We start from the raw sequence: 14,240 nt of genomic DNA on the forward strand, positions 1-14,240 counted from the left end.
GGCTCAGCTCAGCCATGCGCTGAGCCGAGCCGGCGACGCAAGGCCTTCGCAACGCGCCACAGACGCGGATCGTTGTTGATCACATGTTTGGCGCGCGCGGCGGCAGACAACCCAAAAGCCAGAATGCGGCCTTTTCCGGTGAGCGGCACGAATGTGTCGAACTGGATGGTTTCCACATCGCACCACAGGCGTTTGTAATATTCGTCGCCAACGCTGAAATCATAGATTTTTAGCCCTTCCGAGCACGCTTCCTCGATGTTCTGGTAGAAGAGAAAACGGCCAGGGCTCGCATCAGTCAAATCATCATCCGCGATGGAGCTAAACTCGCAAATCAGGCGATCTCCAATCCGGCTTGAACCTGTCACGGCACGAAGCTTCCCCGCCACTTCAAGCCCGTGAAGCACAAAGTTCGTCTCCTTTGTTTCAGCCGCGTCACCGAACAATGTGCGAAATGCGTTCTTCACCGCATCAGGTGCAAAAACATCCTGAATACCCATCTGGGAAAACCGGTGCGCCTTCATGTCGAAGAAGGCGTTCAGCATCTCTTCGGCTTCGGCGCGCGACCGTGCGAGACGGCGCTCGACCTTCCCGGCTGCCTCCAGCTTGCGGGCCTGCGAACGATGCTGCTTTCGCTTCCGTTTGCCGCTGGAGCGCGCGAGCACGGCGTCAAAACCACCGTCGAGATTGACCGCAAGCGAGACATTGGGACTGTCACCATGCGGCCAGCCCAGCAGGGGGTTTTCCTGACCATTGCACTGGCGCAGTTGCCGTTCGAGAACCAGCGCGTCAATCTCTGGCCGGGCCTGCCGGATGCCATCGCGAAGTTTGGTTAGATACGTTTCGGGAAGACCATCACGCACCCGCAAGTCCAATGCCGGGAAATTGCCGTTGGCGTGCCGGTTGCTGATAAATCGGGCGATCCGGAAGCGGCCTTGTTCAACGACTTCCAGCGCCAGGCTCATGAGATGCGCCTGTCCGTCGCAAAGGCGCACAATGATCGATGGATGAGGTGCGTGTCTGGTCCAGGCGGACACCCAGTCGGGGCTCTGGGCGGGCATGAAGCCGGCCTCGGCACAGTCCTCACGATAGCGCTGCAGAGCCACAGCATCGGCATCGCAAACATCGACGCTGAGACTGTTCTCGCCGCTTACGCCGGCGGGAGAAACGCGTTCTGGCTGGTTAGACAACGTCATCTTCCATCGCAGTCATCGAAGCCGCCCCTTCCGGCAGCGCCGATTCCTTTTAGCGACAAAAGGTGAAAGAATGATCGACGGATCAGGCGTCGGGCTGGGGCTTGCCGATCATCCAGCGGATGATGAACATCGCCGGGATGATCCACAGGAGGCCTGTCAGGAAGAAATAGGCCAGGTGAACGAGGGGGCCGGATTCAGCCAATTGGGCGACAGCGATCGCGGTCGACAGGATGGCGTAGATGGCCACAAGCGCCACAAGCGCGACCATGCCAATGAATTTGCGCAGACGTACGGGCATGAAAAACACCTTTTGTGTGCTTCATAGAGCGCGGGGAGAGGCGATGCAATCACGCAGCGTCCCCAGCGCGACGGCTTGTCGCGCAGGTGCCACTTCGGCTTGCAAGTCGGAGGGCTTTGGTTCACCAACAGTCAACTTCCGGAATGACGATGGCTGACGCTGTGGATATGACCGCTTCCAATGCTGTAAGGGCAGATGTCTCGCAGGAGACCCTTCTGCGCAACCGCAAATTCGTGCGCTTCTGGCTTTACTTCGTGCTTTTGACCTTGTTCGCCCTGGTGATCGTCGGGGGGGCGACGCGGCTCACGGAATCAGGCCTCTCTATTACTGAGTGGAAGCCCATTCACGGCGTCATCCCGCCGCTGAGTGAGGCCGAATGGCAGGAGGAACTGGAGAAGTACCGCCAGATTCCCGAATACCAGCAGGTCAACAAGGGTATGAGCCTTGATGCGTTCAAAACCATCTTCTGGTGGGAGTGGGCGCACCGGCTTCTCGCCCGCGGTGTCGGATTCGTGTTTGCACTTCCGCTCGCCTTTTTCTGGCTTACGGGCCGCCTTGAGAGCAGCGTGAAACCGAAGCTTCTGGGCATACTGGCACTGGGGGGGCTGCAGGGCGCGGTCGGCTGGTGGATGGTCGCTTCCGGGCTTGTCGATCGGGTCGATGTGAGCCAGTATCGGCTTGCCACGCACCTCACCATCGCCTGTCTGATCTTCGCTGCCACCGCTCTCGTTGCACGCGGCCTTGCACCGCATTCAACCGGCAAGGCCGAAGAAGGTGTTCGCCGCTTCGCCGGCTGGATGGTGATTGCGGTTCTGTTCCAGATCTATCTCGGCGGCCTCGTGGCCGGCCTGCGCGCCGGGATGACCTACAACACCTGGCCGCTGATGGATGGTGCGTTGATCCCAGGAGGGCTGTTTGCACAGACGCCGGCCTGGATCAATTTCTTCGAGAACCCGAAAATGGTGCAATTCGTGCACAGGCTCGGTGCCTATGCGCTTCTGATCCTTGCCGTTTGGCAGATCGTGTTCGTGATGCGCCGGGAGCCCGGAACGCCACATGCGCGCCGCACCATCCTTTTCGGGGTTCTCGTGTTGGCTCAGGCGACCGTTGGGATAATGACTCTCATCATGGTCGTGCCCATTGATGTGGCGCTTACCCATCAGGGTATGGCGCTTGTCGTGCTCTTCTTCGCCTGCGCTCACTGGCGTGCGACCAAGGGGCCTTATCCTCTGCCTGAGCGGTCACGCCACAGCCGTGACGAGGACGAGGTCTACGCCGCTGTATAATTTCAGGCAAATCACCAAAGAAAAAAGGCGCGTCCTTCAGAGCGCGCCTTCATTTTTTTCCTGAGACGAAGCTCAGAGCCCCTCCAGCATCAGGTCCATGTTCTGAACCGCCGCCCCTGACGCGCCCTTGCCGAGATTGTCGTAGACAGCAATGAGGAGCGCCTGCGCGCGGGCGTCATTGGTGAAGACATGAAGCGTCATCGCGTTTGTGTCGTTGTGGACCTCGGGATCGATGTCCGGCGTCCGTTCGATCGCCGCGAGCGGCGCAACCTTCACCACGCCATTCTCTATCGAGCCGAAGTGATCCGCGAGTACCGCGTGTAGCTCGGCGCCGGAGGGCACACGGTCGAGTTTACCAAGCTGCAGGGGCAGGGCGGTCAGCATACCCTGTGCAAAATTTCCGACCGCCGGTTGCATCAGCGGTGTGCCTGCAAGCCCTGCATAGGTTTGCAGCTCTGGCAGGTGCTTGTGGTTGAGCGTGAGCCCGTAAGGCATGAAATTCGGTGCTTCACCGCCCTTGGCCTCGTACTCTTCAATCATGGTCCGGCCGCCGCCCGAATATCCCGAAATACCGTTGACGGTGACCGGCAAATCGGCGGGCAGAAGCCCTGCGCCGATCAGCGGACGCAGAAAGGCAATGGAGCCCTGCGGCCAACAGCCCGGATTGGCAACACGTTTTGCATTGCGAATTGCATCGCTCTGCGTCTTGTCCATCTCGGCGAAACCATAGGTCCAGCCCTCCGCGACGCGATGGGCTGTGGAGGCGTCGATCACGCGCGTCGTGTCATTCTCGATCAGAGAAACGCTTTCGCGCGCGGCGTCGTCCGGCAGACACAGGATGGCGATATCGGCGGCGTTGAGAAATTCTGCACGTGCTGCCGGATCCTTGCGCTTGTCGGCGGGGATGGAGATCACTTCGATGTCGCGGCGCTCGGCCAGCCGCGTCCTGATCTGCAGGCCGGTGGTGCCGTGTTCGCCGTCGATGAAGATTTTCGCCGTCATTATGTCAATCCTGGAAAAGAGTCGTATTTCAACTGGTTGCACGCATGTTCGGAATCAATCCGTAAAGCGCCTGAATCGATGCTTCAGCTCTTATCGTCGCTTTCGCGCCGCGAGAAGGCCGAGATAGTGCATGGCGATGGTCGCACCGGCGATGGCCGTCACATCGGCGTGGTCATAGGCAGGAGCAACCTCAACGATGTCCGCACCGACGACCTCCAGCGCGCCGAGCTGGCGCAACACCGACAGCATCTTGGCGCTGGAAGGGCCGCCGGCCACCGGCGTTCCGGTGCCCGGTGCAAAGGCCGGGTCGAGGCAGTCGATGTCGAAGGTGATATAGGCGGGGCGGGTGCCCACACGGGCAAGAATGGCCTCGGCGATCTCCCCGGCCTTCATCTCTTCCACGTCATAGCCATGCAGGATCGCGATGCCGCAATCCTCCGGCGCGTGGGTGCGGATACCGACCTGGATGGAGGCGGCCGGATCGATGACCCGATCGCGCACCGCGCGGCCAACGAAGGAGCCATGGTCGATCCGCTTGCCGTCGTCGTACCAGGTGTCCTGATGCGCGTCGAACTGAACGAGGGCGAGGGGGCCGTATTTTGCCGCATGGGCCTTCAGGAGGGGCCACGTGACAAAATGGTCGCCACCCAGCGACAGTAGAAACACATCGGATTTGAGAATCTTTGCCGCTTCGCGTTCGATGGTCGCCGGCGTCTTCTGGTGGTTGCCGTAATCGAGCAGGCAGTCGCCGTAATCAATGACGGACAATCCTTCGAACAGATCCGCGCCGAACGGATATTGAGGATCGTTGTCGAAGATCGCCGAGGCACGGCGGATCGCCTGCGGACCGAAGCGCGCGCCCGGCCGGTTGGAGACGGCTGCATCGAACGGGATGCCCCAGACCACGGCGTCGGCACCTTTCAGCGATTTGGTGAATTTGCGGCGCATAAAGGAGAGCGCCCCCGCATAGGTGGGGGCGCTGGCCGCACCGGTGAGGCTGCGGGCGGTGAAAGCGTGGTCGATCGAATTCGACGGCATGGCGCTCCTCCTGTGTTGATCCAGATGGGTAGGGGGAAGCCAGAATCTGCGCAAGAAAAAAGCGGACCCGAGGGCCCGCTTTTTCGTGTCTGGCAGTTCTGGAAGCTTAGCGCTTGGAGAACTGGAACGAGCGGCGAGCCTTGGCGCGGCCGTACTTCTTACGCTCGACCACGCGGCTGTCGCGGGTCAGGAAGCCACCCTTCTTGAGTACGCCGCGCAGCGTCGGCTCATAATGGGTCAGCGCCTTGGAGATGCCGTGACGAACGGCGCCGGCCTGGCCGGACAGCCCGCCGCCAACGACGGTTGCGACGATGTCGTACTGGCCGTTGCGGTCGGCAGCGACGATCGGCTGCTGCAGGATCATCTGCAGGACCGGGCGTGCGAAATATGCCTGGAACTCCTTGCCGTTGACGGTGATCTTGCCGGAGCCCGGCTTGACCCACACGCGGGCGATGGCGTTCTTGCGCTTGCCGGTGGCATAAGCGCGGCCCTGGGCGTCCAGCTTCTGCACATGGACCGGAGCTTCCTGCTCGGTGGTCTGCGCAGCCGTTGCCGCACCCAGCTCTTCGAGGGAATTGATTTCGGCCATTACTGGGCCCTCACATTCTTCTTGCTCATGGCGGCGACGTCGAGCGTCTCCGGGTTCTGGGCGGCGTGCGGATGCTCGGCGCCGGCGTAGACGCGCAGATTCTTCATCTGGCGACGGCCAAGCGGTCCACGCGGGATCATGCGCTCAACAGCCTTCTCCAGCAGACGCTCGGGGAAACGGCCTTCGAGCAGCTGGCGCGCGGTGCGCTCCTTGATGCCGCCGGGGTGACCCGTGTGCCAGTAGTATTTCTTGTCGGTGTATTTCTTGCCGGTCAGCACAACCTTGTCGGCATTGATGATGATGACATTGTCGCCATCGTCAACATGCGGGGTGAAGGTTGGCTTGTGCTTGCCGCGGAGACGGTTGGCGACGATGGAAGCGAGACGGCCGACGACAACGCCTTCGGCGTCGATCAGGATCCACTTCTTCGTCACTTCCGCAGGCTTCTGCGAAAAGGTTTTCATGGGTCTTTTTCCATTTTCATGAACCCGGCCATGAGGCTGGGCGTTTCTTGTTGCTTGTGTTTGAGAGGTGATGTTTCACGAAGGAAACAGTCATCACAAACCTATGCATCACGAGTTCACGATGCAGCGGTGATTTCCTATACAGCGTTCGGCATGTCGTCAAGTTGATTTTCTCGACGAGTTCCCAAAAAAATGCAATAAAAACAATGAATTAAAAATACGGTATTATAATACCATATTAAAACGAGCGCTTCGGCAAGGGTTTTCCCGGCAAAGCCGATCAATCTGCGGGCGGAATTGAATAGGTGCCGGTGGCATGGGCGACGATATCTTCGCTGTCACCCGCGATCAGTTCGGCCTCAAAAACCATCAGGCGCCGCCCCAGCTTCAGGATACGACAGCGGCCATCCACGGTACCCGCGCCTGCCTTGCGCATGAAGTTTATGCTGAGATTGGTGGTGACGGTGAGGGCTCTGCGTCCGATATGGGAAAGGGCGCAGACATAGCCGCCAATGTCGGCCAGGGCGAAGAGCGAGGGACCGGAAACCGTATCGCCGGGGCGCAGGTGCTGGTATCCGGCTTCCAGCCGGACCGTACAGCGTCCCGGAGAGATGCTGAGGGCGCGATAATCGGGAACCTCTCCGCTGCAGGCTTGCGGAAACACTTCTCGAAGATATGAATTGACTTCTTCGGCGTTCATCACCGGCTGGAACGTTCGTCCACCGCTGCGGGCATCCATCAACCTTGTCCTCCCCATTTTGTCCGACTGGCGCTTTGCGAAGGCAACCAATCGATGAGAGAATTGCCGGATTGCCGGAGCAACACAAGCGGCACTAAGGTGGCAGCGGATCTCACACAGGGAGGAAGACCATGGCCGAAGCGGCTGCAGTTCAGGAGAGGATACAGGCACCAGTCGCTGTGAGCGAGGCTGACGGCATCCTGCAGCTGACGCTCGCCAGCCCGCCGGCCAATGCGCTTTCGATCGCCATGATGGAGGCGCTGAAAGGTGCTCTTGAACGCGCCCGCGACGATGAAGCGATACGGGTCATAGTTCTGCGCTCCGAAGGCAAGGTGTTTTGTGCTGGTCATGATCTGAAGGAAATGACGGCGCATCGCGCCGACGCGGACCGGGGCAGGGCGTTCTTCGAAAAGACCATGCTGTTGTGCTCCAGCCTGATGCAGACCATCGTGCGCCATCCAAAGCCTGTTATTGCCGAGGTGAGCGGGGTGGCCACCGCCGCCGGCTGCCAGCTTGTCGCCTCGTGCGATCTGGCGGTGGCCAGTGAGTCGGCGCGGTTTGCAACGCCCGGCGTCAATATCGGTCTGTTCTGTTCGACGCCCATGGTCGCCCTGTCACGCAACGTTTCGCGCAAACACGCCATGGAAATGCTGCTGACGGGAGAGATGATCGACGCGCAGACGGCACTTTCCTTCGGCCTCATCAACCGCGTGGTGCCGCAGGAAGCCTTGAATCAGACTGCGATGAGTTTTGCACAAACCATTGCTTCCAAATCACCTTTGACGCTCAAGGTCGGCAAGGAGGCGTTTTACGCCCAGGCCGAAATGGAGCTCTCGCAGGCCTATGACTACACGGTGCGGGTGATGGTGGAGAACATGATGGCGCGGGATGCCGAGGAAGGCATCGGTGCCTTTATCGAAAAACGCACGCCGGAATGGCAGGGCAGATAAGAAAAGCCTGCCGCTTACGGCAGGCAATCCGCGTTTGCGGGTGCCCCAAGGTTCTTCGTCAGTCGTCGGTCCAGCAGATATGGACGGGGCATGCATTCGTATCGAATGCGGGGACGCGGCGGACCTTCAGCGTGTTGAATGCGACCGGGCATTCGTCGAGATTCGCTACAAACCGATCATAACGCTGAATGGGACCTCCGTTTCTGGATGGGTAGCGCAGAATGATGGACCCGTGTTTCCGAATGGACTCCTGGATTTGCTGACAGGTCAGTCCAGTGGCCCATGTATTGTGGTTCGGCAACAGCAAGACCGAACCCAGGATTGTGACCAAAAGTTTGTGCATAGCTTCCCTTTCCGAACAACGTTGCAAGTCACGCTGCCATCCCGGTGAAAATGGCTCACCGTTGAGGCGCGGGGGAAGCAATGCCTGAGGTCAGTTGAGGGAAAAAGTTTATATAAGCACAAATAAATAAAGGATTTTTTCTGTTCTTACATATACCGGTTTCTTCGCGCAAGCGATTGGGGTGTGGCCCCAATCCGCTTTGCAAGATACGGGACAATTCAGTCGGAACGAAACCAGTCAGTTGGAACGAATCCAGGGACGCCGGAAGAGTCGCTCCCTCATCTCCGGTTTGCAGCGGAGCACAGGACAGGAGTCGCGGTCCGCTGTGGGTATCGTATCCCGTGCACCGATATGCCCCACGGGACAAAGCCTTTCATGGGACACGTAACGGTCATAGCGCGGCAGGTTCGGGTTGTTCCGCGACTGGTAGCGCATGATGGCAGCACCTTCCGCCGCGATCCTCGCTTGCACCTCGGCGCAGCTCATGGCAGTTGACGTGTAACGGGATATGGCTTCGGCCGGGCTTGCGGCGACCATCGCTCCGATGGCGAGTATTGCGTATCTCAACATTTTCTACCCCTGGTGTACTGTTGTTTGGGATGAGCAGACACCTATCATGAACTGTGTTTGCGCCAACAATGCGGTGGGTGGAGTTTTCGAGATTGACCTGGTGTGAAAGGACAATCGAAGTGAAAAACTGCACCGACAAAGCGAACTCCGGGAGCGACGATGAACCACGACAAATATGATGACGCCTACATCTCCGGTATTTTGAACACCGTGAAAACGGTCGCTATCGTCGGCGCGTCGGCCAATGAGGTTCGACCGAGCTTCTTCGTCACCAAATATCTGATCGACAAAGGGTACACCGTATTTCCTGTCAATCCTGGGCAGGCAGGCAAGGAGATTGCCGGCCGGCCGGTGGTGGCGCATCTTGCCGATTTGTCGGAACCCGTCGACATGGTGGATATATTCCGCCCCTCCGCTGCCATTCCCGGCGTGACTGATGAGATCCTGGCGATGGATCCGCTCCCGAAGGTTGTGTGGATGCAGCTCACCGTGCGCGATGACGCCTCGGCCCAAAGACTGGAAGAAAAGGGCATCCAAGTGGTGATGGACCGCTGTCCGAAGATTGAATATGCCCGGCTTTCACGCGAAATCGGCTGGAATGGCGTCAACAGCAGGGTCATCTCCTCAAAAAAGCCGATCATGCGTAAAGGTTTTCAGAGTTTCGGCATCCGGCAACGCTGATTTTCCAAGCTTGGGCTGCCGGCGGGGACAAAACGCCTTTTCCTGCGTGGTCTCGCTCTGTATTGATGCACAAAACGAACAGGTATTTCTGGAGGAAGAGTCATGAGTGAGCGTACGCCCGGTTTCGACACACTGGCAGTGCATGCGGGGGCACAACCCGATCCGGCAACTGGCGCGCGCGCCACGCCGATCTACCAGACAACCTCCTATGTCTTCGACGATGCGGACCATGCCGCCTCGCTGTTCGGCCTGAAGGCCTTCGGCAACATCTACACCCGTATCATGAACCCGACGCAGGCCGTGCTGGAAGAGCGCGTGGCCGCACTTGAGGGCGGCACGGCAGCTCTTGCCACGGCGTCCGGCCATGCCGCTCAGCTTCTCACCTTTCACACGATCATGAAGCCTGGCGCGAATTTCATCGCTGCCAAGAAACTTTATGGCGGCTCGATCAATCAATTCGGCCACGCCTTCAAGAATTTCGACTGGCATGTGCGCTGGGCCGATCCGGAGAACCTGGACAGCTTCGAAAGCCAGATCGACGACAATACGCAGGCGATCTTCGTGGAAAGTCTTGCCAATCCCGGCGGAACATTCGTGGATCTGGAAAAGATCGGCGACATCGCCCGCAAGCATGGCCTTCCCTTCATCGTCGACAACACGATGGCCTCGCCATATCTGCTGCGCCCGATCGAGCATGGCGCCGATATCGTGCTGCACTCGCTGACCAAGTTCATGGGCGGCCACGGCAATTCAGTCGGCGGCGTTCTGGTCGATGGCGGAACGTTCGACTGGTCGAAATCGGGCAAATACCCGATGCTCTCCGAGCCGCGCCCCGAATATGGTGGGATGGTGCTGCACGAGACCTTCGGCAATTTCGCTTTCGCCATTGCTGCCCGCGTGCTTGGCCTGCGCGATTTCGGCCCGGCCATCTCGCCCTTCAATGCATTTCAGATTCTCACCGGTATTGAGACGCTGGCGCTTCGCATGCAGCGCCACAGCGACAATGCGCTCAAGGTGGCCGAATGGCTGAAGGGGCACGACAAGGTGTCCTGGGTTTCCTATCCAGGCCTGCCCGACGATCCCAATCACGGCCTCATGAAGAAATACTCCCCCAAGGGCGCGGGCGCGGTCTTCACCTTTGGCCTGAAGGACGGTTTCGATGCGGGTGTGAAGGTGGTGGAGAGCGTGGAGCTCTTCTCGCATCTGGCCAATATCGGCGACACGAAGTCCCTGATCATTCATCCGGCGTCCACCACGCATCGCCAGCTTTCCGATGAGCAAAAGGCTGCAGCTGGTGCAGGCGTCGATGTGATCCGCCTGTCGATCGGTATCGAGGATGCGGAAGACATCATTGCCGATCTGGAGCAGGCGCTGGCCCAGATCTGATCGAGCTAGCTTCTGAGAAATCGGAACGGCGCGGGCTTTCGGTCCGCGCCGTTTTATTTTTGCGGGATGGGCAGGGCCCCTCCGTCTTCACGGTGTGCATGGAAAAGTTTGAACGAATGTCCTCCACCATCGGTAGTTCCAGCAGGACGTTGCTTAAAAGAACCTTGTAGGCGGCCAGATCCGGCACCACGATTTCAGCAATGAAATCCGGCGCGCCGGATGCCATGTGGCAAGCCACCACCTCGGGGATGGCTTCAAGGGCCTTCTGGAGTCCGTCAGCGTTTGCCCGGTTGTGGCGGTTGACCTTGATCTCGGTGAAAACGGTGAGGCCGAGCGATACGGAACGGCGATTGATGATGGCGCGGTAGCCACGGATCACGCCCTCGCGCTCCAGCCGTTTTACACGCCTCAGACACGGCGAGGGCGAGAGGCCCACAAGGTCTGCAAGTTCGACATTTGTTTAACGCCCGTCCGCCTGCAGCGCGCTCAGAATTCGTAGATCGATAGAATCCATTGATATTGGCATGTGTAAGCCATTTTGATTTTCCTGTTGGCAGTTTATGCCAAATTTGAGCGCTAAAGAAGATTATATCGCAAGGACATGTGAGGCCCGTCGGAGCCAATATGCGCGCACTTCAGGAGTGCTACCCATGTCCACGCAGCTTTGGCTCGCCTTCATCCTGGCATCATTGCCTGTGCATTTTTCTCCCGGACCCAACAATACTCTCGCGCTTTCGCGGACCATTCGAATGGGCTATTGGACGGGCCATCCGGGCTCGCTTGGCCGCTATCCGGCCTATCTGCTTATCTTCCTTGCTGCCGGCTGCTATTGCCTCTTCGGCGCCGGACTGGGGCGTGCGGCAAACGGGAAAGGAATTCTCTCCTGGGTCACCCGTGGTCTGGGGGCAGTGCTGATTGGCTTCAGTGTATTGCTCGCGGCAACATAGTGCACGGTCTCACTGCGCGCAGAGCCGTAGCTGCGTATTCCGTCAAAGGAGCTCCTCAACCACATTTCCGGTTCTGTGGAGGTGCGGGTGTCCATTCTGCATTGAATTGGAGAGTGATGAACCTCGGTTGCGCCTACCGCAGGAGCACACGCATTTTGGCTGGAGGCGCCACCTGCGTCTATCGCCGTTCGAAATGAGATAAACGACACCCGCCGAGCATCTTGATACGCGCTTGCTCTTGCGTCAGGGGAAGGGGGCATCCTATTTATCCCCTTGAACCAAACGATTCTGCCGCTTTTGCGCGCGCCGGATTTGCGGCGTGCGACTTCCAACCGAAAGGTATATTCATGCCGAATCCCGTCGATACCGCCATGAATCTGGTGCCCATGGTCGTCGAGCAGACGAACCGAGGTGAACGGGCTTACGACATCTTCTCGCGCCTTCTGAAAGAGCGCATCATCTTTATCACTGGCCCGATCGAGGATGGCATGGCCTCGCTCGTATGCGCCCAGCTTCTGTTTCTTGAGGCCGACAATCCCAAGAAGGAAATCGCGCTTTATATCAATTCGCCGGGCGGTGTGGTGACCTCGGGGATGGCCATCTACGATACGATGCAGTTCATCCAGCCTCCGGTCTCGACGCTCTGCATCGGTCAGGCCGCCTCCATGGGGTCGCTGCTTCTGTGCGCCGGCCACAAGGATATGCGTTTTGCCACGCCCAATGCGCGCATCATGGTGCATCAGCCCTCTGGCGGTTTCCAGGGACAGGCCTCCGACATCGAGCGTCATGCCCAGGACATCATCAAGCTGAAGCGCCGTCTGAACGAGGTCTATGTCCAGCACACGGGGCAGGACTATGAGACCATCGAGAAGACCCTCGACCGCGATCATTTCATGACGTCTGACGAGGCGCAGGAATTCGGCCTGATCGACCGGGTGATCAGTTCACGCGATGCGGTCGAGAAAAGCTCTGATTCCTGATTCCGGTCAGGTTTTAATCAACAGAAGGCCGGGCCTGGAGCCGGGCGGGACGCAATTGGACCGGCGTTTGCGGCCAATTGCGTCAATTCTGTCACATTTTTGTGTTTGCAGCCGACGTGTGAACGCCTACGTTAAGCCTATATTGAGTTTCCAAAGCCAAGGTTTGCGAAGGGGCTCGGTAAGGTTGCCGCGTTTTCGGATTTGTGTTTCGTTTCGAAAACAGAGCGTGGACCGTCTGGGGGCACTTCCGTCTTCGGGCACCATGACCGCCCGGCGGTTACGGGGCGACATGCCGGTGGGTAGTGAAAGGACGTAAGACATGAGCAAGGCCAGCAACGGCAGCGGGGACTCCAAGAACACGCTGTACTGCTCCTTCTGCGGCAAGAGCCAGCACGAAGTCCGCAAGCTGATTGCGGGACCGACCGTCTTCATCTGCGATGAGTGTGTCGAGCTGTGCATGGATATCATCCGCGAGGAAAACAAATCCTCGATGGTGAAGTCGCGCGAGGGTGTGCCCACGCCGCAGGAGATCATCGAAGTGCTCGATGACTACGTGATCGGTCAGGCCCACGCAAAGCGTGTGCTTTCCGTTGCGGTTCATAACCATTACAAACGTCTTGCCCATGCCTCCAAGAATGCGGATGTGGAACTGGCCAAGTCGAACATCCTGCTGATCGGACCCACAGGCTGCGGCAAGACATTGCTCGCTCAGACGCTGGCGCGCATCATCGACGTGCCGTTCACCATGGCCGATGCGACGACACTGACCGAGGCCGGTTATGTTGGCGAGGATGTCGAGAACATCATTCTCAAGCTGCTGCAGTCGGCTGACTACAATGTTGAGCGCGCCCAGCGCGGCATCGTCTATATCGATGAGATCGACAAGATCTCGCGCAAGTCCGACAATCCCTCGATCACGCGTGACGTGTCGGGTGAGGGCGTGCAGCAGGCATTGCTGAAGATCATGGAAGGCACCGTGGCTTCCGTTCCGCCTCAGGGCGGACGCAAGCATCCCCAGCAGGAGTTCCTGCAGGTGGACACGGCGAACATCCTCTTCATCTGCGGCGGCGCATTCGCCGGTCTCGACAGGATCATCTCCGACCGCGGCCGCAAGACCTCCATCGGCTTTGGTGCGTCAGTGGCTTCGCCGGAGGATCGTCGGACGGGTGAACTGTTCCGTCAGGTCGAGCCGGAAGACCTTCTCAAGTTCGGTCTGATACCGGAATTTGTCGGCCGTCTGCCCGTGCTGGCGACGCTAGAGGATCTGGATGAGGCTGCTCTCGTGCAGATTCTCAGCGAGCCGAAGAACGCGCTCGTCAAGCAGTATCAGCGTTTGTTTGACATGGAAAATGTCGAGCTGACCTTTCATGAAAACGCGCTCGCCGCTATCGCCCGCAAGGCCATCGAGCGCAAGACGGGCGCGCGTGGTCTGCGCTCGATCATGGAAGCCATTCTGCTTGATACGATGTTCGAACTGCCGGCGCTCGAAGGCGTCCAGGAGGTCGTTATCTCCGACGAAGTTGTCGCCGGCAACGCCCGCCCGCTCTACATCTATGCCGAGCGTGAGCAGGAAAAGGGCAACGCCAGCGCCTGACGAATCGTCCGCGTCTGGGAATGTGTGTATTTGCGTCACCGGAGTCTTGCTTCGGTGACGTTCGCGTTTCTGCGGCGTCATTGTGCTTCCACACCCCCGATTCGGGACGGCCAGAGGCCGCAGGCTGTGTGTCCGGTCCACGCATCCTGCCTAGGCCCTTGATCTTCTCGGTTCATGTCT

Annotated in this window: 14 protein-coding genes and 1 pseudogene; 7 read left to right on the top strand and 8 right to left on the bottom strand. The window is 59.0% G+C overall.

Translation table 11 applies throughout. From position 1 onward, the window contains the following. Positions 1-8: 8 nt before the first annotated feature. Both KW403_RS15865 and KW403_RS15870 read right to left on the bottom strand, forming a co-directional pair. Positions 9-1,193, bottom strand: coding sequence for a GNAT family N-acetyltransferase (locus KW403_RS15865; protein ID WP_223020400.1), 1,185 nt, complete (start codon positions 1,191-1,193; stop codon positions 9-11). Positions 1,194-1,275: 82 nt separating this feature from the next. Further along, positions 1,276-1,491 carry a DUF2842 domain-containing protein gene (locus KW403_RS15870; protein ID WP_223020401.1) on the bottom strand — a complete coding sequence of 72 codons (216 nt, stop codon included), beginning with the start codon at positions 1,489-1,491 and terminating at the stop codon, positions 1,276-1,278. A gap of 167 nt (positions 1,492-1,658) precedes the next feature. Here KW403_RS15870 and KW403_RS15875 point away from each other — a divergent pair, with 167 nt between their 5' ends. Beyond that, positions 1,659-2,777 carry a COX15/CtaA family protein gene (locus KW403_RS15875; protein ID WP_378596476.1) on the top strand — a complete coding sequence of 373 codons (1,119 nt, stop codon included), beginning with the start codon at positions 1,659-1,661 and terminating at the stop codon, positions 2,775-2,777. Between the two features lie 72 nt (positions 2,778-2,849). On the opposite strand, the gene argC is transcribed toward KW403_RS15875, so the two are convergent. The 5 genes from argC to KW403_RS15900 form a co-directional block, all read right to left on the bottom strand. Then, the gene (gene argC, locus KW403_RS15880; RefSeq protein WP_223020403.1) at positions 2,850-3,779 is read right to left on the bottom strand and encodes an N-acetyl-gamma-glutamyl-phosphate reductase; all 930 of its coding nucleotides are present in this window, start codon (positions 3,777-3,779) and stop codon (positions 2,850-2,852) included. Between the two features lie 90 nt (positions 3,780-3,869). After that, positions 3,870-4,817 carry an agmatinase gene (speB, locus tag KW403_RS15885; RefSeq protein ID WP_223020404.1) on the bottom strand — a complete coding sequence of 316 codons (948 nt, stop codon included), beginning with the start codon at positions 4,815-4,817 and terminating at the stop codon, positions 3,870-3,872. Positions 4,818-4,923: 106 nt separating this feature from the next. Continuing rightward, entirely contained in the window at positions 4,924-5,406 is a 483-nt protein-coding gene (rpsI, locus tag KW403_RS15890) for a 30S ribosomal protein S9 (protein WP_223020405.1), read from the bottom strand. Then, a complete protein-coding gene (gene rplM, locus KW403_RS15895) occupies positions 5,406-5,870 on the bottom strand; it encodes a 50S ribosomal protein L13 (RefSeq protein ID WP_007007923.1) in 465 nt (154 codons plus the stop codon). The genes rpsI and rplM overlap by 1 nt, the downstream gene beginning before the upstream one ends. 280 nt (positions 5,871-6,150) lie before the next feature. Then, positions 6,151-6,609 (bottom strand): PaaI family thioesterase, encoded by a 459-nt coding sequence (locus KW403_RS15900; protein ID WP_223020406.1) that lies wholly within the window; start codon positions 6,607-6,609, stop codon positions 6,151-6,153. Positions 6,610-6,740: 131 nt separating this feature from the next. Here KW403_RS15900 and KW403_RS15905 point away from each other — a divergent pair, with 131 nt between their 5' ends. The 3 genes from KW403_RS15905 to KW403_RS15915 all read left to right on the top strand — a co-directional run bounded on the left by KW403_RS15905 (position 6,741) and on the right by KW403_RS15915 (position 10,539). After that, positions 6,741-7,559, top strand: a complete 819-nt coding sequence (locus tag KW403_RS15905; protein ID WP_223020407.1) for an enoyl-CoA hydratase — start codon at positions 6,741-6,743, stop codon at positions 7,557-7,559. 1,072 nt (positions 7,560-8,631) lie between these two features. Next, complete coding sequence (locus tag KW403_RS15910; protein ID WP_223020408.1) at positions 8,632-9,153, top strand: CoA-binding protein; 522 nt, start codon at positions 8,632-8,634, stop codon at positions 9,151-9,153. A gap of 102 nt (positions 9,154-9,255) precedes the next feature. After that, positions 9,256-10,539: an O-acetylhomoserine aminocarboxypropyltransferase gene (locus KW403_RS15915; RefSeq protein ID WP_223020409.1), complete on the top strand. Its 1,284-nt coding sequence runs from the start codon at positions 9,256-9,258 to the stop codon at positions 10,537-10,539. Positions 10,540-10,612: 73 nt separating this feature from the next. Here the strand turns inward: KW403_RS15915 and KW403_RS15920 are convergent. Continuing rightward, positions 10,613-11,065: pseudogene (locus KW403_RS15920) on the bottom strand (Lrp/AsnC family transcriptional regulator); the annotation flags it as partial. A 124-nt stretch (positions 11,066-11,189) separates the two neighbouring features. On the opposite strand from KW403_RS15920, the gene KW403_RS15925 reads away from it, so the two are divergent. The 3 genes from KW403_RS15925 to clpX all read left to right on the top strand — a co-directional run bounded on the left by KW403_RS15925 (position 11,190) and on the right by clpX (position 14,060). Next, entirely contained in the window at positions 11,190-11,486 is a 297-nt protein-coding gene (locus tag KW403_RS15925) for a hypothetical protein (protein WP_223020410.1), read from the top strand. Between the two features lie 347 nt (positions 11,487-11,833). Beyond that, positions 11,834-12,466: an ATP-dependent Clp protease proteolytic subunit gene (locus KW403_RS15930; protein WP_223020411.1), complete on the top strand. Its 633-nt coding sequence runs from the start codon at positions 11,834-11,836 to the stop codon at positions 12,464-12,466. Positions 12,467-12,785: 319 nt separating this feature from the next. Further along, positions 12,786-14,060, top strand: coding sequence for an ATP-dependent Clp protease ATP-binding subunit ClpX (gene clpX, locus KW403_RS15935; protein WP_223020412.1), 1,275 nt, complete (start codon positions 12,786-12,788; stop codon positions 14,058-14,060). Positions 14,061-14,240: the final 180 nt, after the last annotated feature.

The organism is Nitratireductor kimnyeongensis (genome assembly GCF_019891395.1).
Taxonomy (GTDB): Bacteria; Pseudomonadota; Alphaproteobacteria; order Rhizobiales; family Rhizobiaceae; genus Nitratireductor; species Nitratireductor kimnyeongensis.

Bases quoted from the DNA above. Each gene is read 5' to 3' on its own strand.
- KW403_RS15865 (WP_223020400.1), bottom strand. From the start codon at position 1,193: ATGACGTTGTCTAACCAGCCAGAACGCGTTTCTCCCGCCGGCGTAAGC.
- KW403_RS15870 (WP_223020401.1), bottom strand. From the start codon at position 1,491: ATGCCCGTACGTCTGCGCAAATTCATTGGCATGGTCGCGCTTGTGGCG.
- KW403_RS15875 (WP_378596476.1), top strand. From the start codon at position 1,659: ATGACCGCTTCCAATGCTGTAAGGGCAGATGTCTCGCAGGAGACCCTT.
- argC (WP_223020403.1), bottom strand. From the start codon at position 3,779: ATGACGGCGAAAATCTTCATCGACGGCGAACACGGCACCACCGGCCTG.
- speB (WP_223020404.1), bottom strand. From the start codon at position 4,817: ATGCCGTCGAATTCGATCGACCACGCTTTCACCGCCCGCAGCCTCACC.
- rpsI (WP_223020405.1), bottom strand. From the start codon at position 5,406: ATGGCCGAAATCAATTCCCTCGAAGAGCTGGGTGCGGCAACGGCTGCG.
- rplM (WP_007007923.1), bottom strand. From the start codon at position 5,870: ATGAAAACCTTTTCGCAGAAGCCTGCGGAAGTGACGAAGAAGTGGATC.
- KW403_RS15900 (WP_223020406.1), bottom strand. From the start codon at position 6,609: ATGGATGCCCGCAGCGGTGGACGAACGTTCCAGCCGGTGATGAACGCC.
- KW403_RS15905 (WP_223020407.1), top strand. From the start codon at position 6,741: ATGGCCGAAGCGGCTGCAGTTCAGGAGAGGATACAGGCACCAGTCGCT.
- KW403_RS15910 (WP_223020408.1), top strand. From the start codon at position 8,632: ATGAACCACGACAAATATGATGACGCCTACATCTCCGGTATTTTGAAC.
- KW403_RS15915 (WP_223020409.1), top strand. From the start codon at position 9,256: ATGAGTGAGCGTACGCCCGGTTTCGACACACTGGCAGTGCATGCGGGG.
- KW403_RS15925 (WP_223020410.1), top strand. From the start codon at position 11,190: ATGTCCACGCAGCTTTGGCTCGCCTTCATCCTGGCATCATTGCCTGTG.
- KW403_RS15930 (WP_223020411.1), top strand. From the start codon at position 11,834: ATGCCGAATCCCGTCGATACCGCCATGAATCTGGTGCCCATGGTCGTC.
- clpX (WP_223020412.1), top strand. From the start codon at position 12,786: ATGAGCAAGGCCAGCAACGGCAGCGGGGACTCCAAGAACACGCTGTAC.